The organism is Pseudoalteromonas sp. HL-AS1, assembly GCF_031198785.1.
GTDB classification, from domain to species: Bacteria; Pseudomonadota; Gammaproteobacteria; order Enterobacterales; family Alteromonadaceae; genus Pseudoalteromonas; species Pseudoalteromonas distincta.
Genome location: NZ_CP133569.1, coordinates 713,376 through 734,683, shown reverse-complemented (window position 1 = coordinate 734,683; position 21,308 = coordinate 713,376). Strand labels below are relative to the sequence as shown.

Sequence of the window (21,308 nt, the reverse complement as noted above, 5' to 3'; positions counted from 1 at the left end):
CGTTTTATATACGCGGATTCAAATCTGAAGTGCATAACGTTTAGGCGGCTTTAGCCGCCAAGTGATCCTGCATCAATTTTGCAGGCGTTTCAAATCCAAGTGTCTTCCTCGGACGATTATTAAGTTGCTCAAGTACTGGTATAACTTGCGCTGGTGTTACCGCCTTAAAATCGGTGCTCTTCGGCCAATACTGACGTAGTAATCCATTCGTGTTTTCATTCAATCCGCGCTCCCATGAGTGATAAGGGTGAGCAAAATAAACAGGAACACTTAAAGCCTCTGTGATTTGCTCGTGATAAGCGAACTCTTTTCCATTGTCAGCCGTGATGCTATGAAGCGCTGACCTATATGGCCTTAATAGCTCTATCGTCGCCGCAGTGACGGCTTGTGCTGTTTTGCCTGCCACCTGAGTTGATACAGTGAATTGGGTGACCCGCTCTACAATCGTAACAAGGGCGCCTCGATGACCTTTGCCTATGACGGTATCTATTTCCCAATCTCCGATACGGCCTTTCTCATCAACTATTTGTGGGCGCTCTTCAATGCTAACGCGATTTTTTATTTGCCCTCGGTTTGTTTTACCATGACTGCGCTTGTGATATTTCTTACCGTGTCGGCGCAGATGTAGGTATAACTCACCACCTGCTTTTTTATCTTCCCAGATATACAGATAAATGCATTCATGGCTGACAGACAGTTCACTTTCTTTGCGTAACCATCCCGTTATTTGTTCAGGACTCCACTTCTCATTAAGCTTCTGGGTAATTAAAGCTATCATTTCAGGTGTCATCTTAAGCGGTTTTCTTACACTTCTTCGGCGAAACAAAGCCCGCTCATGAGCTTGTTTGTGTCTGTAACCTCGCTTACCTGTATTTCTAGAAAGCTCTCTTGAAATCGTAGATTGCGATAAATTAGTTAGCTCAGCAATACTTTGTTGCGTAAAACCGCTTTTCTTTAGAACGGCGATCTGGCATCTTTGCGCATAGGTCAGTTGTTTGTAATGTCTCATTGTAAAATCTCTTGCCGGAGAAAAAGCAGTTAGTTTATGAGCAACTGACCACTTAATCTAGCCAAAACAAGTTATGCACTTACAATTTGAATCTAGGATATTAGTTATTTGCGTTACGTTGGCGTAATACTTCAAACAAACAAATACCCGTGGCTACCGATACGTTTAAGCTTGAAACAGTACCCGCCATTGGGATTTTAACAAGCATATCGCAATGCTCACGCGTTAAGCGTCGCATGCCCTCGCCTTCTGCGCCCATAACAATAGCCATTGGCCCCGTTAAGCTTGCATCAAATACGTGGTTATCAGTTTCGCCAGCGGTACCTACAACCCATACGCCTGCATCTTTAATTTCGCGAAGCGTACGTGCAAGGTTAGTCACTTGAATAAGCGGTACTGTTTCGGCTGCGCCACAGGCCACTTTACGTGCGGTACCGTTAAGCTTTGCCGACTTATCTTTAGGTACAATCACAGCGTGAACACCTGCCGCGTCTGCACTACGTAGGCATGCGCCTAAGTTATGCGGATCGGTAATACCATCAAGCACAAGTAAAAACGGTGTGTCTTCACGAGCGATTATCGCATCAAGATCTTTTTCATTAAACGTTGGCGCTGCTTTTACGTTGGCAATAATACCTTGATGCTGCTCACCTTTTGATTTGCTATCAAGGGCTTTACGCTGCATAAACTGTACTGAAATACCAAATTTACGTGCTTCATCAATAATCGGAGTTGAGCGTTTGTCGTCACGACCTTTAAGGGCGTAAATTTCTACAAAGCGCTCTGGTTCGCTTTCTAAAATTGCTTCAACAGAATGAAAGCCAAAAATTAATTCATTACTCACGTATTGTCTGCTCCTGGGCTAGTACGTTTGCGGGCATTTTTGCCTGCTCTTTTAGGCTTTTTAACGGCCTTCTTCTTCGGTTTTTTCTTTACGGCAGTGTCTGCTGCTTTTTTATCTGCAGATTTTGTTGCAGACTTATTTGCAGGCTTGCCTTTATCTTTATTTGCTGGCTTTTTTTTACCTTTTGGTTTGTCATCGCTGTGCGACTTTTTACCTGGTACTTTGCCTGCTTTTAATTGCGAACGCACACTTGCTGGCGCATGCTCAGACTTACCTGAGCCTTTTTTTGGTGCACGACGACGTGAGTATCTGTCTTGTGCAACATCGCCTTTAAGCGTTAAGTTTATACGGCGATCGTCTAAACTAACCGACGCAACTTTTACTGTTACTTTATCGCCAAGGCGATAAACTTTGTGAGAGTGCTCACCTATTAGGGTGTGTTTTGCAGCATCATGCGCAAAAAACTCGTCGCCTAAATTAGTAACGTGAATAAGCCCATCAATTTGTAAATCGTCTAAACGAATAAACAAACCAAAATTGGTAACCGATGAAATAACACCATCAAACTCTTCACCTACATGGTCTTGCATAAACTCACATTTAAGCCAATCAGCTACTTCGCGAGTTGCATCGTCAGCGCGACGCTCTGTTGTAGAACACTGCTCACCTAGTTGATCAACTTCGTCGTCGGTGTAAGCATATTCGCCAGACGTTTGCTGACCTTGTGCTTTTATTACTGCTTTAATAGCACGATGCACTACTAAATCTGGGTAACGACGTATTGGCGATGTAAAATGCGCGTAAGCCGATAACGCTAAACCAAAGTGACCAATGTTATCTGGCTGATATACAGCTTGTTTCATTGAACGCAGTAACATAGTTTGAATAAGTTCAGCTTCTGGGCGGTCACCTAGTCGCGCTAATACTTGCGTTATTTCTTTTGGTGTTGGCTCGTCGCTTAATGTACTTTCAATACCTAACTCGCCTAAAAACTTAGTAAAGTTACCTAGTTTTTCTTGGTCTGGTTCGTCATGCACGCGATAAAGCGCGCTTGCTTCGTGCTTTTCAAGAATTTTAGCCGCTGATACGTTGGCTAAAATCATACATTCTTCAATGAGTTTGTGCGCGTCGTTACGAATAACAGGCACTATTGATTCTATTTTACGCTGAGCGTTAAATACAAAACGTGTTTCTAGGGTTTCAAACTCTATGGCACCACGGTCTTGGCGTGCAGCTTTAAGTGCCATGTACATTTGCTGTAAATCAGTTAAATGTGGCACAACGGCTGAGTATTCTTCGCGTAGTTTTTCGTCGTTTTGTAAAATGGCATTTACTTTGGTGTAAGTTAAACGTGCATGCGAGTTCATTATCGCTTCGTAAAACTTATAACCGGAAAGTTTACCCGCACTCGACACGGTCATTTCGGCAACCATACATAAGCGATCTACTTTTGGATTAAGCGAACATAATCCGTTAGAAAGCACTTTTGGTAGCATCGGAATTACTTGCTCAGGGAAATACACTGAGTTACCACGCAAAATTGCTTCTTTGTTAAGCGGCGTGTTCATTCCTACGTAATGCGATACATCAGCAATAGCAACCCATAAGCGCCAGCCACCTGATTTTTTAGGTTCACAATATACGGCGTCATCAAAGTCGCGTGCATCTTCGCCATCAATAGTTACAAGTGGTAAATCACGTAAATCTACGCGACCTTGTTTGTCAGCTTCTTCAACAAATTCACCTAGATGAGCAACTTGTGCTTCAACTTCTTCTGGCCATACATGTGGAATATCGTGATTGCGCAGTGCAACTTCAATTTCCATACCTGGGGCTAAATGCTCACCAAGTACATCTATAACTTTACCTACCGCGTTCATGTTACGGCTTGGGTTTTGCGTAATTTTAACCTGCACCATTTGGTTATGGCGGGCACCGTTTTCGTTGCCTGGTAAAATCATTATATCTTGCGTTATGCGCGGGTCTTCAGCGACTACAACAGCAACACCGTGCTCAACAAAGTAACGGCCAACAATTGGCGCGCGCTCGTTAGTAAGCACTTTTATAATACGTGCATCGCATTTTGAGCCAGAACCACGTTTAGTGCCTTTAGCTAGTACAATGTCGCCATGTAACACCATATTCATTTGGTGCTTAGCAATAAACCAATCTTTACTCTCGCCTTCAACTTCTAAAAAGCCGAAACCGTCTCTGTGGCCTATTACTTTGCCTTTGGTTAAACCGGCTTCGTCAATTAGGGCGTAGCATTTAAATTTATTGAAATACAGCTGTCCGTCACGCTCCATAGCGCGAAGGCGGCGTTTAAATGCTATTTGGCGTTCGTCATCGTTTACTGCTAGTTCTTCACATAATTGCGCGTAGTTAGCAGGCTTTGAACGCTCTTGAAGGTGAGTAAGTATAAACTCACGACTAGGGACTGGGTTTTCGTACTTTTCTTGTTCTCGACTGAGATTTGGATCTTGGTTTGACATTCACTATCTTGTTAGTTGGTTATGTAGGTATTTTAACCCATATAGTTATAATGAGACAGGTAAAAGCTATTAAACTTTTAAGAAAGCACTTTTACCTTGCTGTATAGTTTAAAAATCTAGCGCAATGGGGCTTAACGACCCCTTAACTGCAAAGTGTTTAGTCATCTCGTAGCAATGCTAAAATCTATACTATTTTTTTTGTAGGTTTTTCCACAGCAGTTTACTTATATTATCAATAAAGCTTGGATCTTCTTCTTTCATCGTAAGTAAAATCTGCTTATTCATTTGTGTTTTATTTTGAGCGTAAATCCAACGATTTTTATTAAATTGCTGGGCAAACTCAAGTACACCCGCTTGTAGTTCGTCGTTATTTGCAAACACAGCTTCAACTACTTTGTTCTCTAGCAACTGCTGTGCACCAACCCGCTCTCCTGACATAGCTAGACGATTAAAGAAGGTTTGCGAAATTGCCTTATTAATTATAGGAAACATCGACGGAACAAATGGCACCATTACATCCACTTCAGGAAAACAAAAAAAGCCTTTGTCTGATTTCATAAATCTAAAGTCGCATGCACACGCAAGTACAGAACCATTACCATAGGTATGCCCGTTTAACGCAGCAATAATAGGCATAGGAAAAGTAACTATGCGTTTAAATAAGTCACTTATTTGAATCATAAAGTCAGAAATTGCTGCAGGTAAAATACTTGGATTAGACATCCATTGAAGATCGATACCCAATGACCAGTTTTTATCACTTGAAGACGTTAAAATAACTGACTTAATATTTTGTTCTGCTTCAATGTGGTCTAGGTGTAAATTAAACTCAGCCAAAAACGCTGGATTGTGGCGGTTTTCAGCGGTATTCATGGTGAGTATAGCGATATTATTTTTAGTTGTTAGTTCTATTAAGTTTGCCATTAAAACCTCTTTTAGCGCTTTTTAAGCTAATTTTAAGCGCTGTTCGTTACTTTTACATATCATAGTAATACTTTGCTTATAATTTATAAACCCGCTAATTAAAGCCACCCTTTTTGTTTAGCTATACGCGCAGCATCTATGCGGTTAGTGGCGTTTAATTTTGCAATGGCATCCGATAGGTAGTTACGCGTAGTCCCTTCGCTAATAAATAACTGCTTGGCTATGTCGCTTGTTTTAAGGCCATCGCTTGCAAGTTTAAGGGCTTTGCGTTCTTTATCGGTAAGTGGATCTGCATCGTCCAATGCATTAATAGCAAGCTCTGGGTCAATTACCTTTTGTCCCTGCATTACTTTTTTAAGCGCATTTATTAACTCTTCACTTGGTGCTTCTTTTAAAATAAAACCTTTAACGCCAGTCGTAAGCGCTCGCCTAATATAACCCGCACGAGAAAATGTAGTCATAATAACCATTTTTATAGTAGGAAATTTAGCGGCTATTTTTTCGCTAAGCTCTATACCATTCATGGTTGGCATTTCTATATCGGTTAAAATTATATCGGGATGTAAATCACTATCAAGCGCCTCAATTGCATTAAGTGCATCTTGCCCGTTACTTGCTTGCCCAATAATCTCAATATTAAAATCAAGCCCTAACAATGCTGCTACTGCGTCGCGCACAAGCGCCTGATCTTCCACTAAATATACTCTGATCATTATAAATCCTTAGCTGTAATTGGCAGCACTACTTTTAAAGTAAAATTATCGCCACAGGTAAATGCTGCACTGCCATTTAGTTGCTCTGCTCGCTCTTTAATACCATTTAGGCCATTGCCCGAATTCAATGTACTGCACGGACCATGGTCAATTACGGTTATAAGTAACTGCTGCGCTGTTTGTTCTATGTTTATTTCGCAATTTTTTGTGTTGCTATGGCGTAATAAGTTAGTAACTGCCTCTTTAATTATAAGGCCTGCTATACCCTCTACTTTAGCGGGCAGAGCATTTAAAACCACATTAAATGAAACGTTAAACCCTTGCTCTATTAACCTTTGCTTTAACTGTGCTACTTGGCTGACAAGATTAAGCTGTTTTAAATCACTTACGGCGTTTCTTACATCGCTAAGTAACTGCCTTGCCAAATCGGCCACTTGTGCAATTTCGCTATTTGCTTGAGCGTAGCGCTCTCCTTGGTTTAATTTATTAGCAAGCTCAGCTTTTAAAGCAATAGATGACAATGAGTGACCTAAAATATCATGCAAGTCGCGAGCTATTCGTTCTCGCTCTGCAATAGCTGCTAATTGCTCTAGTTGGTTAGCGCTTTCTTGTTCGCGCTTCTTGTATAAGCTTTCTCTTTTTGCTGCAATACCGTAACTAAATAATGTGGCGCATAGAATCAAAGCAACGCCTAAAAAGTATTGAACCTTACCTATATCTCCAATATATGTGCTTAATAAAACCGTGAATATAATTGCGACCGCAGCATAAATTCTTTGATGGGAGCTGTAAGAGTAGCCTGCTATGTAGGCTACGAAACCAAATAAAGTAGGCGTACCTGTGGTGTAAAAAGTAGCGCAAAAACAAATTAAAAGCATGGCTACAAATAACTTAGTCACCCCTGCACTTTTACAGTTTATTGCTTTTATATACAAAAGAATAAAAGCAACATAGAAGGCTAAAGACATAACAATTTGGTTAACGGTAAAGCTCGAAAAATTAATTATTAGCGGGAGTAAATAAAAGCCGGTAAAAATTAAATGTCCATATTTCCAAAAACCTTTATCGCTTTGTTGAGAAAAGCTGCTTAACGAGCTCATACTAATACCTCAGGCATATTATTTTTACTTATAGCACTATTTTTATTAATAAATATAAATAACATAAAAATGCATACCAGCATAAAGCAATCTGCGTACGTAATCGTAAAACTTAACGCCTCTAGCACTTCATTAATAGTTAAGCTGATTAAAATTAAAGAATTCATAATTACCTCCTGTTGAGTAAGGTAACTATGCCCGCGTACAAAAATAATAAGAGTGTGAAGTGTCATCAACTTTAATGACTTTTGTCATGCGGAAAAAATTCATCTTAAGAATTTTTAAGCAATGTTAATATATTCAAAAAGTACAACAAGGAAATTAAATGCAGCCTCAGCAACAAAGTTTAATTTATTTACACATAGCGGTATTACTTTTTGGCGGGACCGCTCTATTTGCCAAACTTATTGGGTTAAATGCTTTAGATATTACCGTTTACAGAACTGCAATTGCAGGAATGGCTATTTTAGCCATGCTTTATTTTCAAAAAAAACAAATTAAACTCAACAAACCTAAAGACTATCTTATTGCATTATTTTTAGGTGTTGCTGTGGGTATTCACTGGGTTACCTATTTTGCTGGTATGCAAATGGCCGGTATAACTATTGGAATGCTGGCATTTTTTAGCTATCCCGTAATGACGGTGTTTTTAGAACCCTTATTTAATAAAAGCAGGCCAAAAGCAAAAGATATAATAAGTGCAGCGGTGGTTGTTTTAGGTATTTACTTATTAGTACCAAGTGCAAACTTAGGCGATGATGTAACCCTAGGTGTAATAACAGGTGTGATATCGGCATTGTTTTTTTCAATAAGAAACATTACTCATAAGCGCTACTTTAGCCAATATGGCGGGCCGCAAACGATGTTTTATCAAACCTTAGTGGCAAGCATTATGTTGTGTGCATTTATAGAAGTACCAGTGTATGAGGTTAGTAATCACGACCTGATTTTAATTGCTGTAGCGGGTGTTATATTTACAGCTACACCGCACTCGTTATTTGCAGCAAGTTTAAAGCATTTATCAGCGGCAACCGCTGGGTTAATTTCTTGCTTGCAGCCACTTTATGGCACCATACTGGCTATAGTAATTATTCATGAACGTCCTACTATTATGACGTTAGTTGGTGGAGCACTCATAGTGAGTGCCGCTTGTTTTGAAACGTGGTCAATCACTAAAAAGGCTCGACAATGAAAGTATTTGCACACCGTGGTGCCAGTGGGGATTTTCCTGAAAACACCAAAAGCGCTATTTTAGAAGCGTTAAAAGTAGGTGTTGATGGTATTGAAGTAGATATTCAAAGTTCCTTAGATGATTACATGGTAATACACGACTCATGGCTTGATAGAACCACCAGCGGTAAAGGTAGGGTGAGTAACTTTACCGCTCATGAGCTCTCTAAGCTTGATGCTGGAAATGGTGAAAAAATCCCTACTCTTCAGCAGCTGTTTGATTGGAATAACAATAAATCTTTATTAAATATTGAGCTTAAACACACGTTTGCACTAGAAAGGTTTGTGGCTCAATTAGAACAAAACATTGAAGCTAAAAAAATATCGAAAGCCAATATTTTAGTATCATCGTTTGATCATCATCAACTACAGTGGCTTAAAAACAAGCTACCATGGCTTAAAATAGGTGCCCTTACTTCTTCTATTCCAATTAACTATGCAAAGTTTGCTAGTGATTTAAACGCTTATAGCGTACATGCAGATAAAACCTTTATAAATAAGGCTTTTGCAGACGATGCAAAAAAAAGAGGCCTAAAGATTTATGCTTATACAGTCGATAGGGAAGAAGATATAGCGCTAATGCTTGAGTATGGCATAGACGGAATTTTTACAAATTACCCAGCGCGAACCAAAGCTTACTTGTTGTCGTTACAAAAAGGCTAACTTACATTCCCCTCACTTAAATAACAATCGTAGGGCTTGAGCATAATGAGTGGTTTTATGAAAATTTATAACTATATAGAGCAAACATTCTTTTTTACGTTAACCCGTAAAATAGTCGGTAATTTAAGTTTTGTATTATTGTTCCAAGCAATTACGTTATTTTGGCTGCATCAGAGTTTAAGCGAACAACAGCAAAGTACAGGGCTATTTTGGCTGCTTACGCTTGTGATTATATCTGGTTTTATTTTTACTCTTTTTTATATGCGTTTTTTAATTGTTCGCCCTGTTACTGCTATGCGCGATACTTTGATAGAAATAAACCAACAAGATGCAAATTTAGCAGCAAAACTTCCCCACTTTTCGTATGACGAATTTAAAGATTTAAGTTCACAATACAATATATTTACAGCCCATTTAAGTGAGTTACTCAGCACAACATATAACAGTGCTCAAGCTAGTGCACACAGCAATACACAAGTCACTGAATCAATGAAAAATACTGAGCAATCAAGTGAGCAACAAATACAGTTAAGCCACAGTATTATTAATGCCAGTATGCAAATAACCCAAAGCTTACAGGACATAGTAAATAATACAGATAGCGTACATAACGTTAATAATGAACATCTTAACTTTGTAAAACTATCTGCGTCAGAACTCGCTGCTTTAGTAGAGCAGGTAAAACTTATTACTAATATGCTAGGTAGCTTTTCAAATACAATTGCGGGACTAAAAGAGAACAGTGAAAACATTCGTAGTATTTTAAAAATGGTTGAAGAGTTTTCTGATCAAACTAATTTGTTAGCCCTCAACGCCGCAATAGAAGCAGCTAGAGCGGGTGAAGCTGGCAGAGGATTTGCCGTAGTTGCAGACGAAGTACGCACGCTTTCAATAAAGGTAAGTGGCGCAACTAGGCAGATTAGCGACTTTATAAGTCAGATGAATGATTTGGTAAACGAGACAAATAAAGAGTCAGAGCAATTAATGACTCACTCTAATAACGCACAAAGCTCAATTAGTGCAACCTGTGATGGCTTTACTAAAATGCTTAGTGAGTTTGAGCACAACCAGCAGCAGCTGCAACAAATAGCCAGTGCTGTACATTTGCTTGAGGGCACCCAAAGTACGACTCACCAATCGGTAGAGCAAATCGTAGCTTTAGGGGAGCAAGCTAAACAGCAAATAGATACGGCATTAGCCGATAGCGAGCAATCTCAACAGCTAAGCTTACAAACCCAGCAACAGTTAAAACGCTTTGTGCACTAAGAAGCGTTTTCGGGCTCAGAGAAATATGGTAAATTACGCAGCTATTAATTTAAGTGTGTAAAGCGTGTGAGCAACCCTACCCCAGACTATGAAAAATTAGCCCTGCAAATAAAAACCTGGGGGCAAGAGCTTGGCTTTAGCGAAGTGGGCATTACTGATATTGACTTATCTAAGCACGAAGCCCAATTGCAACGTTGGCTGGATGCAGGCTACCACGGCTCGATGGATTATATGGCTGCCCACGGTATGAAACGCGCCCGCCCTGCTGAATTAGTGCCTGGTACACAGCGTGTTATATCCGTAAAAATGAATTATCTGCCTCCCGATGCTGGCTTTGCAAAAACCTTAAAAAATAAAGAAAAAGCATATATAAGCCGCTATGCATTAGGTCGCGATTACCATAAATTAATGCGTAATCGTTTAAAAAAACTCGGCCAAAAAATAGAGCAAGAAGTTGGCGAGTACGGCTTTAGACCCTTTGTAGATTCAGCCCCTGTACTTGAGCGTCAACTTGCCGAAAAAGCCGGTTTAGGGTGGCGTGGTAAGCATTCGTTATTAATTAACCAAGAAGCTGGGTCGTGGTTTTTTTTAGGCGAGCTATTTATTGATTTACCTCTACCAATTGATGCAGAAAACACCTTTGAAGGCTGCGGTAAATGCGTTGCTTGTATTACTCTTTGCCCAACAGGTGCAATTGTAGAGCCCTACGTTGTTGATGCACGTAAATGTATATCGTATTTAACCATAGAACACCAAGGGCCAATACCAGAGCAGTACCGAACTTTATTAGGCAATCGTGTTTATGGTTGTGATGATTGCCAGTTGGTATGTCCTTGGAATCGTTATGGACAAATAACTGACGAAAATGACTTTCATCCTCGCACTCAATTAAAAGATAAAGATTTACTTGAGCTGTTTGCTTGGGATGAGCCTACATTTTTAAAAAATACCGAAGGCAGCCCTATTCGTCGCATTGGCCACGAACGTTGGTTACGTAATTTAGCAGTTGGTTTAGGTAATGCAGAGTTCAGCCCCGCTATTATTAATGCCCTACAAGGTAAAAGCCAAATATGCAGCGAACTTGTTTTAGAGCATATTGAATGGGCACTTGCTCAGCAAAACGATAAACAACGATTACAAATTCGTAAAACAGCTAGGTTAATTAGAATTGTAGAAAAAGGCTTACCAAGGGATGCATAGCACCGCTTAAGTAAACCTTTATATTGCGAAGTAACTAGTTTTTCAAAAGTAACGATAGATCTTGTTCTATCTCTGTAAAGGCTGCTTTGACTTGTTTAACAGACTCTTCTCTTGCTACTGAGTTTTGGATAGTTTCATCTACTTTTTTATAAATAAACACCTCCTGATCTTCATCCAGTCCCATTGATGGGATACGTTCTTCGAGCTCTTCTTGTAACTGTTTAAACACTTTTTCGTTGTTTTGACGGTTTTCATTCAACAAGCTAATTAAGCTATGAAACTTACTATGAACAGTACTTGCTACGGCATTAAGTTTCGCTCGTTGTGATTCAAGCATTTTCTTGGTCATGATGGCGCGTAGCTGCTGCTCGGTAACACTAACAATAAAACATACGTGGTCGCGTATACGGCCATGCTTATCAGGGTCATGATCGGGCATATTTAAAATAAGTAAGCTAATCAATTCATAGTTAACTAAAATTCGGTGCGAAAACTCATGTAAGCGCCCTTTGTTTTTCAGCATTTCAAATAGCTCCACCACAATAGGTGAACACACGCCGTTTAGTGCAAAATGGCTAATTTCATTATTTTCTCTAAATTCTACATTGCTTTGTAAATCAAAAGACTGAAGGCAATCTACAAGCGCTTTACCTAACTCTTGAGGATCGTTAATAAAGCCAATGTTTTCAACGTAGTTAACTATTTGCCCCATTTCACTGCTATTGGCCATTGCATTAAATGCAGTTGATGTTGCATCTTCAACTTGCTTTTCTAGGCTTTGCTTTTCAACGAGTACTTGATTTAAATTTTTAAGCTTAGATTTAAGTTCGTCATGGCCAAAAGGTTTTACAATATAGTCTTCTGCGCCAACAGAGTAGCCTTCCATGCGTTCTTCAACAGTGCCGCGAGCAGAAACAAACATAACAATAATGTGTGCGGTATTTGGATTTGCTTTAAGTGCTTTACATACTTCATAGCCGTTCATTTGCGGCATACTTACGTCGAGTAATATAACCTGAGGCATATAACCTTCAACCATGTTTAAACACTCAGGACCACTTGTTGCTACTTGTAATTCAAAATCAAGCTCCTCTAAAATTTCCTCAATAATTTCAAGGTTAAAGGGTTCGTCATCAACGGCAAGTATTTTAGTTAAGGCCATAATTTATCATCCATTCAAATTCTTTAAAAAGTTACTTGGTATGCCAAAAAGCAATTAATTACTGTGTTGTATTAACTGATCTTCAGCTAAATGCTCGTCTAAGTTTATTTCTAATGGCACTTGTATAGATATAGTTGCACCACCATTTTCGTTGTTACGTGCAGTGATTTCACCTTGGTGTAAAGATACAAACTCTCTACACAATGCAAGGCCTAACCCTGTGCCACCAGCACCACTATTTGTTTTACTGCTTTGCACAAACTTAGTAAAAATATGCTCCAACTCATCTTCTGGTATACCGACCCCATTATCGGTAACCTCTATAGTAGCAAGCTTATTATCTGACTCTAAATTTACCCGTATTTTACTTTTAGGTTCGCTAAATTTAAGTGCGTTACCTAGTACGTTTCGAAGTAACTGGTTTATTTGCTCTTCATCACATTGTGCAATTACAGGTAATGGCTGTGCGGTAAATATAACCTCAATTTCTTTTTCCATTGCCGTACCAGACACATCGTCAATACTTGTTTTAATAATATTCGCTAAATTATAGGGACGAGGGTTAAATGGAAACTTACCTACATCTAGCTTAGATAGGTCGAGTAAATTATTTAGTAACGACAGTAAACGCTCACCACTACTCTCTATTCGCGATAAATACTTAATGAGTTTTTCTTTTGCAAAATCTCCAGCTTCTAATTTACTTAAACCAAAACGCGAAAAGCTTAAAATAGAGTGCATAGGTGTTCGAAGTTCATGCGACATGTTTGCTAAAAATTCTGATTTACTTAAGTTTGCAGCCTCAGCCACATTTTTAGCATGCTCGAGTTGTGAAGTACGCGCTCTTACTTGCTCTTCAAGAACATCTTTTGCTTCAAGTAATAAATCCTCTTTTTGCTTAAGATGGGTTACATTTTTAAATATGACCGCAAGTGCTATTTCGCCATGGTGATCTATCTCATTAAAAGAGCCAACTAAAGGTATATAACCTCCGGCTGTTTTAGATAAACGTAAATCGCAGCTAAATTGTCGATTACTATTTAATGTCGAAATCTTATCTTTAATACCTAAAATTGAATCATCATCTAAAAAATCAAATACTGATTTACCTTCGAGTTCATTAAACGGTAAGTTAAATAGTCTCAAGCAAGCATCATTAGCTTCTATCACTCTACCGCACTTTTCAAATAACATAATTGCATCGGGCGTATGTTTATAAATAACCTGAAGTAGGCTGTCTTTTTCAATCAGTGCATCAACCGTATCTTGTAGCCTTTCTACAAGCTCTGCGTTATGACGTTTTAATAACTCTGTTTGCCATAATTTATGTATTGATTGTAATAGTGAGCTATCGTTTAAAGGTTTAATAAGTACATCTTCTACGCCTTGACGAATTGCGTCGATCATTGAAACTTGATCAGGGCGTGAGGTAAATAACAAACAACGACAATGCGGTTGGGTTACTTTTAAATTTGAAAAAATTCCTAAACCTGTTCCGTCATCTAAAATAAAATCGCTTATCAGTATATCTATTTGCTTTTCTTTACTAATTTCTAAAGCTTCTGCGGAGGTTGTTGCAGTATGAGTCTCGATATGAGCACCGATTAAGCTATTTTTCATTTTTTCGAGACGTTCAGGAACATGGTCGACGAGTAAAATAGTAGGTAGTTGCAAAATATGGTTAGAGCCTAATTCTAATAGGCTCTCTAAAAGAGAAGTAATTTCTTTATTAGAAAAAAATGGGTAGACCACGGTTGCGTCAGGCGCGATATGATTTAGCTCGCTAAACGCAGTTAGTTGTTCACCTCTTTGTGCTTTTGGCGCAAGCAGCATAAAGCGCTCTTGCGCTACTTCGCTTACAAGCGGTTTTATAGAATCAACAGGCACACCATGGGCAACAACAACTAAGTCGTAATCGCCTATATTGGTATACATGTCTAGCATGCTGAAATGAACTAATTCGACTTCACACCCTATTAATTCTAAAAGCACTTTCACACGCATCGCGATGACACTACTACTATCAATAATTAATATTTTTCGAATCATCAAGCCACACTTCAAATTAATAAACTTAATATCCTAATAGCGTAGTCTATTTTTATTTAATTGGCATAAAGCCCTATCGTTTTTTTTGTAAAAAAATATTACAAGGTTTCATAAAACAGTTTATTTAAGATGCTTTCCAAAAATAGTCAGGCTGTAGGGCTTGTTATCCATTATGGCAACGCTTGGTAACTCGCCCCATATTTCAAAATCAAAATACTTAAATAATTTAACACTGGGTAAATTATGACTAAAAATAAAACCAAGCAATACTTTAATATTTAATTGCTTAGCTTGTGTTTGAGCAAATATCATTAGCTTTTTACCAAGCCCTTTACCTTGTGCTTTACGGGTAATGTAAATGCTCATCTCTACTGTGCCATCGTAAGCAGGACGCCCATAAAACGATTTATAACTTACCCAAGCAAGTACTTGGTTATTTTCGCAGTAAACATAAATAGGCCTTTTATCGTTATGGCTATTAAACCAGTCACGCTTTTCGTCAACAGTAACTTCTTGCGTATCTGCAGTTACCATTCGCCCTGCAATGGTTTCGTTATAAATGGCTACAATTTCACTAAGATCATCAATAGTTGCTAAACGGGTTGTCATAGGTCATTCAAAGGTTGATCAATTTGTTTCATATTAGCGTATGATTATCCAATCAAACAATTGAAAAGTTTAGGTAATGTAATGCTAAAAAAAATTATAATAGGATTAATGGCTTTATTTATTAATGCCCCACTCCACGCTGAAACATCATCAACTATAAACCAAACCTCTACCCAAGACTGTCAAGATTTTACCAATGTCGATATTCGAAAGCTGCGCTCAAAAGAATCTATTAATCTATGCCAATTTAAAAATAAGCCTTTATTAATAGTAAACACGGCAAGCAACTGCGGTTTTACACCCCAATTTAAAGGCCTTGAAGCGCTATATCAGCGATACAAAGAACAAGGTTTAGTCGTATTAGGCTTCCCTTCTGATGATTTTTTTCAAGAAGAGGATAGTGAAAAAGAAACTGCAAAAGTATGCTTTGTAAATTATGGTGTAACCTTCCCTATGTTTGCTACAAGCGAAGTGCGTGGTAGTAAAGCGAATCCAATTTTTAAATATTTGAATGAGCAAACTAGCTCTCCAAATTGGAACTTTTATAAGTATTTAGTGTCTGCTGATCGTGAGACGGTTTTACGATTTAACAGCAAAGCAGCACCTGATTCAGAACAAATGATTGCTGCAATTGAAACTGTGCTTTCTGATAAATAAGTTTATACTGGTACAATTAGTTCAAACTAACTAGAATGATATTTTAACTCGGTTAAAAAAACACCACACTATACTCGGGAGATTTTATGACAGTAGCAAGCGCACGACATATACTTGTAGACAGTGAAGCACAATGCTTAGACTTAAAAACAAAAATTGAGCAAGGCGAAGACTTTGCTGAATTAGCCAAAGCGCATTCAAACTGCCCATCAGGTCAAGATGGCGGTGCTCTTGGTGAGTTTGGTCCTGGTATGATGGTTCCAGAGTTTGATAAAGTTGTGTTTTCAGCTCCAATTAACCAAGTACAAGGCCCTGTGCAAACTCAATTTGGTTATCATTTACTTGAAGTTACTAGCCGTTCAGAATAAATTTAACTGTATCGTAAGTAACGTTTTATAAAAGCCGCTTATGCGGCTTTTTTATGGAGTAATTATGCAATTAATTGGTTCTGTACCTTCACCTTACGTGCGCCGAATTAGAATTTGGGCACAACAAAACAACTGTAAACTAGAGCTTGTGAGTCTTGATATATTTTCTGAGCAAGATCGCCCTACTATGGCCAGTAAAAATCCAGCTCAAAAGATTCCCATTCTGGTAGATGGCGACTTAACACTTAGTGACTCTAATTCTATATTGCGCTATTTACTTGAAAAAACAGGACAACCAAAACTAACGTGGCCGCAAGAGCACTTACTTACGACTATAAATGCCTGTAACGATTCGCTAGTAGAAATGCTGCTATGTGAACGCTCTGGATTTGACATCAAAAGCGATAAACTCTTTTTTAATTTGCAAAACGAACGAATTGAACAAACATTAAGCTTTTTAAATACCCATTTAAGCGATGAAGAATTTAAAAGCTGTGAATACCTCAACATCAGTTTATACTGCCTGCTTGATTGGATTTGCTTTCGTGAATTAACTGACTTTAGTCAGTATTCAGAGCTTGTTGCTTTTCATAAGCAATATGGCAAGCGTCAAGCAGCAATAGATACTAATCCTCGTCACTAATTTAAAAAGGTAAACACATGAGCGATATCGAAATTGAATCACAACTAGTTAACTTTGTAGAAAAAGTACGTGTTAGCGAAGTAATTTGGGCACTTGGTGCAGAAGATAATGGCTTTGTAGTGTGCGATTCTAACCAATTTGACGAAACTGACGTACTACTGCTTTGGGAAAGTGAAGAAGCAGCTAAAGCGCAATGTAAAGAAGAGTGGAAAGACTACAGCCCTGTAGAAATAAATCTTGATGAATTTTTAGATGCATGGGTTGAAGATTTAAATGAAGATAACGCACTTGTTGGCATTAACTGGAATGATGACCAAGTATGTACAGAGATTGAACCTACTGGTTTAGCTCGCGCATTAAGTGAATAATACTTTATACGCTTTATTTTAAGAGCGGATAAAACCCGACTAGCATCTACTGCTAGTTGGGTATAAAATAAAACATATCATTATTTTCAAGGTATTACGTTGAAAACCCATCTTGGTCGCCGGCCCTTTTCAGCCATGGAACTGCACACTCTTTATAATGGATATATATACGGTGATTTTAAAGTTGCACGTGAGCAACCAAAACACTGGCATTTTTGGCTTCCTCTAATTGCATACTACAGTGGTGCATATAGCGATGAAATTGGTTATCTAACGCTTGATGATCTGTCTCTTGAAAAAGATGTCTTATGTTTTAATTTTCATACTCACGGTAAGATAAAACCTCGCTTAGTTCCTGTGCATCAGGCACTTATAGATGCCGGGTTTAATGAATATTTAGCATTCATAAAATCACAAAATCAACAACGATTAATGTTCGACTTACCCGCTAAAACTGGCAGATACAGTGAAAAAGTCCGTATTTGGTTTTCAGGTGAAGGTGAGCGAGCCGGCTATTTACAAAAGTGTGATATACCAAACGTTGATCAACTCGGTATGAAAACAGCCGTAAGCAGCCTTCGTCTTAACTTTGAACAACAAGTGCGTATACATGCTCTGCAAGCCAACTCTAAAGACGCCTTTAATTACCTCATGGGATTTAACGAATACCCACATAATGAATTTAAGGACGTGCTTTTATTAAATAACGTGATCCAAAAAATACGTATTATTAACTCACACCTGCATTGGCAGCGTTTTATAACACGCGAAAGCCACTGACAAACTTTGTTACTATTTTCCCTTAAAGTCACCGTTATAATCAATTACTCTATTAAAAAAAACTGTTAGGATATCTAACCCCCTAATAATATGAGCATAAAAAAGCCTATTTAGGGTAGTTTCTAACAACAACAATCTAGGGATCACTATGTTTCTTAAAAGCCTCTTAACAGTGAGCGTTGCTTTGGCAATGGGTGCTGCAAACGCTAACGAATTCGTTATTGAAAAACTCGCAAAACCAAGTTCTCAACAGGTATCGTTAACACTCGATCCGAGCCAAGATACATTCACAGGGATGACTGAGATTTCCCTAGAAGTACTAAAACCAACAAAATACATTGAATTAAATGGCGTAGCTTACGCTGTTAAAATGGCGCAACTGCTTGGCGACGAAAACTGTGACTTAAACAACGAAATGCTTAAAACAGGTAAAGTTAAATTTAGCTGTGATGAGCAAATCCAACCAGGTAAATACACCCTTAAAGTTGATTTTTCAGCGCCATATAACCGTCAAAGTGTTGGTTTATACAAAACGTTAGACCAAGGCACACCTTATTTATTTACTCAATTTGAAATGAGTGATGCACGCCGTGCATTTCCTGTTTTTGATGAGCCAAGTTACAAAATTCCATTTCAGTTAACGATTACTGCGCCTACATCACAAAAAGTATATTCAAATACGCCAGAGTTAAAAACAACAGTTAATGGCGATATGACCACACACTTTTTTGATAAAACACCGCCAATCCCTTCATACCTAGTAGCGATGGCTGTTGGCCCGTTTGAAGAATTAGAAATTAAAGGCATGCCAATTCCTGGTCGTGTAATTACCCCTCAAGGTAAAATCCACTTAGCCCAATACGCAAAAGAAAACATGCCAAAAGTACTGGGCGCACTTGAAGCGTATTTTGGTATTCCTTACGTTTACAAAAAATTAGACTCAGTAGCGGTACCAGAGTTTCCATTTGGCGCAATGGAAAACTCCGGCTTAGTAACCTACCGAGAAGATATTTTATTAGTTGATTTAGCTGCAGCAACACGCAGTAAAAAACAACGTAATGTATCAATTATTGCTCACGAACTTGCTCACCAATGGTACGGTAACTTAGTAACCATGAAATGGTGGAACGACTTATGGTTAAACGAAGCATTTGCTAGCTGGATGGCTGCAAAAATTACTAAGCAGCTTAACCCTGAGTTTGAATCGCACTTAGACCTGCCACAAAACAACGTAATGGCACTTGATGCACGCCTAAGTACCAAGCCTATTCGTAAGCCAATTAAAACTGAAGCCGACATTATGGACGGTTTAGGTCTTGCTTACAGTAAAGGCAGCTCAGTACTTGCTATGGTTGAAAACTGGATTGGCGAAGATGCATTTCAAAAAGGTATTCAAAGTTACTTAAAAGAGTTTTCATATAAAAATGCTGAAGCAGCCGACTTATGGGAAGCACTTGGTAAAGCGTCAAATAAAGACGTAGCGAGTGTTTTAAAATCGTTTATTGAGCAATCTTCTTTCCCACTAGTTAAAGTAACTCAACAAGGTAGCAAAGTAACTATTTCACAAAGCCGCTTTGTAAACGCAGGCGTTGATGCGCCAGAGCAGTTATGGAATGTACCGGTGGCAATTAAATATGGTGCTGGCGATAAAGTAAAAACAGCAAACGTATTACTTAATAAACAAAGCCAAACACTAGATTTAGACTTTGAACCAGAGTGGATTTATCCTGACCAAGGTGCATTAGGCTACTACCGCTGGGTAATGGATGATGCACAATTTAGCGCACTTGTTAAAAAGGCGCCAAGCGTACTGAGTGACCGTGAACGCTTAGCGTTACTATCTGCTACTGATGCGCTACTTGATGCTGGTGTTATATCTGCTGCTAAGTTAATGCAAACACTTGAAGTGTTCGTAAGCGATAGCCACCCTCGCGTAGCAAATACCGCACTAGGTTACTTAGTGTCGCAACAGCGCACTTTTAAAGACGATAGCAATAAAGACCTATGGCCTGAATTTATTCGCGGTGCAGTAACGCCTGCTGCTAAAAAATATGGTTTAGAAGCAAAAGCGGGTGAAGATGGTGCTATTGCACAACTTCGTGCAGCCGTTGTATCACGCTTAGGTTTTGATGGTGAAGATCAAAACGTCATCAATAAAGCCAAAGAACAAACGCAGGTTTATTTAAATGATCCACAAAAAGTAGACCCATACTTAGCGGGTACGTACTTAACTCTTGCTGCTTTTCATGGTGACAAAGCGCTGCTTGATCAATTCATGACAACGTTTAAAACGACTAAAGATCCGCAAGTACGCACAAACATGCTTGCAGCTATGGGCTTTTTTGGTAAACCTGAGTTACAAAAAGCGGTATTAGCTTATAGCTTAACGGATGAAGTAACGGCATCTGACATGCGTACTATTTTGTCAGGTCAAAGTTACACAGATGAGCGCCAAGCGTTATTTATTGATTGGGTTTACAGTAACTACGATAAAGTAACAGCAAGCTTACCGCCTTTCTTTATTCCTAACTTGCCGTACTTTACAACTGCAAGCTGTGATGCAGAAAGCTTAGCGACAACAAAAACCTTCTTTAACGAAAAAGTAGCTGATGTAGCCGGTTACGCTCGTACATTAAGTAAGCTTGAAGAAAGCACAAACGATTGTATCGCGCTTAAAACACGTGAACTAGAATCGGTTAATAGCTTCTTAAAAAGTAAGTAACCCTTAGGTTTATTAAGCTATAAAAACACAAAAGCCGCTGAATATAAATTCAGCGGCTTTTTACGTTTATGTTTTACTAGTTACCAATAATCATCGTTAGCTTGGCTATAAAGTCTTTTGCTGCTTGCTCAGAGTTTATTTTAAATGCCACACCGTAGTGAATAGGTTGAGCGCTTTTAAAAATTCGCGTAGGAAAGCGTGTCATCTCACTGCTATGGAAGTACCCTTGCGCACGTGTTACGCCATCTATATCATTAAAATCATCGCTAAATACTTCAAATGCTGGGCGAATTACTATTTTACCCTTGCCGCTTTCGCTGTGGGTATAAAATGCTTCTTTAGAGTTTACTAACATGTACTCTGCAATATTTTTAATCTTAAAATTACTTCTGCACTGTAATTTAATGAGCTGTTCTGTAAGCTCGTCTGCACTATAAGCCACGTGTAATCCCTATTAGTTAATTTGCGTATTAGATTAACGCATACACACAATAAAATCTGAATTTATT

Annotated in this window: 21 protein-coding genes; 10 read left to right on the top strand and 11 right to left on the bottom strand. The window is 38.7% G+C overall.

Annotated features, from left to right (window positions below; genetic code table 11):
• Positions 1 to 40: 40 nt before the first annotated feature.
• The 7 genes from RB214_RS03480 to RB214_RS03450 all read right to left on the bottom strand — a co-directional run bounded on the left by RB214_RS03480 (position 41) and on the right by RB214_RS03450 (position 7,249).
• On the bottom strand, positions 41 to 1,009 hold the full coding sequence (locus tag RB214_RS03480) for an IS30 family transposase (RefSeq protein WP_309168378.1): 969 nt from the start codon (positions 1,007 to 1,009) through the stop codon (positions 41 to 43).
• Positions 1,010 to 1,109: 100 nt separating this feature from the next.
• Positions 1,110 to 1,853 carry a 23S rRNA (guanosine(2251)-2'-O)-methyltransferase RlmB gene (gene rlmB, locus RB214_RS03475; protein ID WP_002958023.1) on the bottom strand — a complete coding sequence of 248 codons (744 nt, stop codon included), beginning with the start codon at positions 1,851 to 1,853 and terminating at the stop codon, positions 1,110 to 1,112.
• Entirely contained in the window at positions 1,850 to 4,345 is a 2,496-nt protein-coding gene (gene rnr, locus RB214_RS03470) for a ribonuclease R (protein ID WP_002958022.1), read from the bottom strand. The genes rlmB and rnr overlap by 4 nt, the downstream gene beginning before the upstream one ends.
• A 189-nt stretch (positions 4,346 to 4,534) precedes the next feature.
• The gene (locus tag RB214_RS03465) at positions 4,535 to 5,269 is read right to left on the bottom strand and encodes an enoyl-CoA hydratase/isomerase family protein (RefSeq protein WP_002958021.1); all 735 of its coding nucleotides are present in this window, start codon (positions 5,267 to 5,269) and stop codon (positions 4,535 to 4,537) included.
• A gap of 98 nt (positions 5,270 to 5,367) precedes the next feature.
• Positions 5,368 to 5,982 (bottom strand): DNA-binding response regulator, encoded by a 615-nt coding sequence (locus tag RB214_RS03460; protein WP_002958020.1) that lies wholly within the window; start codon positions 5,980 to 5,982, stop codon positions 5,368 to 5,370.
• On the bottom strand, positions 5,982 to 7,082 hold the full coding sequence (locus tag RB214_RS03455) for a sensor histidine kinase (RefSeq protein WP_002958019.1): 1,101 nt from the start codon (positions 7,080 to 7,082) through the stop codon (positions 5,982 to 5,984). The genes RB214_RS03460 and RB214_RS03455 overlap by 1 nt, the downstream gene beginning before the upstream one ends.
• Entirely contained in the window at positions 7,079 to 7,249 is a 171-nt protein-coding gene (locus RB214_RS03450; protein ID WP_164487629.1) for a hypothetical protein, read from the bottom strand. The genes RB214_RS03455 and RB214_RS03450 overlap by 4 nt, the downstream gene beginning before the upstream one ends.
• A 158-nt stretch (positions 7,250 to 7,407) precedes the next feature.
• Between RB214_RS03450 and RB214_RS03445 the strand changes: the two genes are divergently transcribed.
• From RB214_RS03445 to queG, 4 genes are all read left to right on the top strand, one after another.
• Positions 7,408 to 8,274, top strand: coding sequence for a DMT family transporter (locus RB214_RS03445; protein ID WP_002958018.1), 867 nt, complete (start codon positions 7,408 to 7,410; stop codon positions 8,272 to 8,274).
• The gene (locus RB214_RS03440) at positions 8,271 to 8,975 is read left to right on the top strand and encodes a glycerophosphodiester phosphodiesterase family protein (protein WP_002958017.1); all 705 of its coding nucleotides are present in this window, start codon (positions 8,271 to 8,273) and stop codon (positions 8,973 to 8,975) included. Before RB214_RS03445 ends, RB214_RS03440 begins: the two co-directional genes overlap by 4 nt.
• 45 nt (positions 8,976 to 9,020) lie before the next feature.
• A complete protein-coding gene (locus tag RB214_RS03435) occupies positions 9,021 to 10,241 on the top strand; it encodes a methyl-accepting chemotaxis protein (RefSeq protein ID WP_002958016.1) in 1,221 nt (406 codons plus the stop codon).
• A 66-nt stretch (positions 10,242 to 10,307) separates the two neighbouring features.
• Positions 10,308 to 11,441: a tRNA epoxyqueuosine(34) reductase QueG gene (gene queG, locus RB214_RS03430; protein WP_002958015.1), complete on the top strand. Its 1,134-nt coding sequence runs from the start codon at positions 10,308 to 10,310 to the stop codon at positions 11,439 to 11,441.
• A 34-nt stretch (positions 11,442 to 11,475) separates the two neighbouring features.
• Here the strand turns inward: queG and RB214_RS03425 are convergent, their stop codons facing one another.
• From RB214_RS03425 to RB214_RS03415, 3 genes are all read right to left on the bottom strand, one after another.
• Positions 11,476 to 12,603: a PleD family two-component system response regulator gene (locus RB214_RS03425; protein ID WP_002958014.1), complete on the bottom strand. Its 1,128-nt coding sequence runs from the start codon at positions 12,601 to 12,603 to the stop codon at positions 11,476 to 11,478.
• Positions 12,604 to 12,657: 54 nt separating this feature from the next.
• A complete protein-coding gene (locus RB214_RS03420; RefSeq protein WP_033020532.1) occupies positions 12,658 to 14,652 on the bottom strand; it encodes an ATP-binding protein in 1,995 nt (664 codons plus the stop codon).
• Between the two features lie 120 nt (positions 14,653 to 14,772).
• Positions 14,773 to 15,261: a GNAT family N-acetyltransferase gene (locus tag RB214_RS03415; RefSeq protein ID WP_002958011.1), complete on the bottom strand. Its 489-nt coding sequence runs from the start codon at positions 15,259 to 15,261 to the stop codon at positions 14,773 to 14,775.
• An 81-nt stretch (positions 15,262 to 15,342) separates the two neighbouring features.
• Between RB214_RS03415 and RB214_RS03410 the strand changes: the two genes are divergently transcribed.
• The 6 genes from RB214_RS03410 (at position 15,343) to RB214_RS03385 (ending at position 20,799) form a co-directional block, all read left to right on the top strand.
• Positions 15,343 to 15,918, top strand: coding sequence for a glutathione peroxidase (locus RB214_RS03410; RefSeq protein WP_002958010.1), 576 nt, complete (start codon positions 15,343 to 15,345; stop codon positions 15,916 to 15,918).
• Positions 15,919 to 16,004: 86 nt separating this feature from the next.
• Entirely contained in the window at positions 16,005 to 16,286 is a 282-nt protein-coding gene (locus tag RB214_RS03405; protein WP_002958009.1) for a peptidylprolyl isomerase, read from the top strand.
• A gap of 64 nt (positions 16,287 to 16,350) precedes the next feature.
• A complete protein-coding gene (locus RB214_RS03400) occupies positions 16,351 to 16,929 on the top strand; it encodes a glutathione S-transferase family protein (RefSeq protein WP_024594638.1) in 579 nt (192 codons plus the stop codon).
• 17 nt (positions 16,930 to 16,946) lie between these two features.
• The gene (locus RB214_RS03395) at positions 16,947 to 17,297 is read left to right on the top strand and encodes a DUF2750 domain-containing protein (RefSeq protein ID WP_002958007.1); all 351 of its coding nucleotides are present in this window, start codon (positions 16,947 to 16,949) and stop codon (positions 17,295 to 17,297) included.
• A 99-nt stretch (positions 17,298 to 17,396) separates the two neighbouring features.
• On the top strand, positions 17,397 to 18,077 hold the full coding sequence (locus RB214_RS03390) for a hypothetical protein (protein WP_002958006.1): 681 nt from the start codon (positions 17,397 to 17,399) through the stop codon (positions 18,075 to 18,077).
• A 148-nt stretch (positions 18,078 to 18,225) separates the two neighbouring features.
• Entirely contained in the window at positions 18,226 to 20,799 is a 2,574-nt protein-coding gene (locus RB214_RS03385) for a M1 family metallopeptidase (protein ID WP_309168377.1), read from the top strand.
• Between the two features lie 76 nt (positions 20,800 to 20,875).
• On the opposite strand, the gene RB214_RS03380 is transcribed toward RB214_RS03385, so the two are convergent.
• Positions 20,876 to 21,241, bottom strand: coding sequence for a hypothetical protein (locus RB214_RS03380; RefSeq protein ID WP_007376965.1), 366 nt, complete (start codon positions 21,239 to 21,241; stop codon positions 20,876 to 20,878).
• Positions 21,242 to 21,308: the final 67 nt, after the last annotated feature.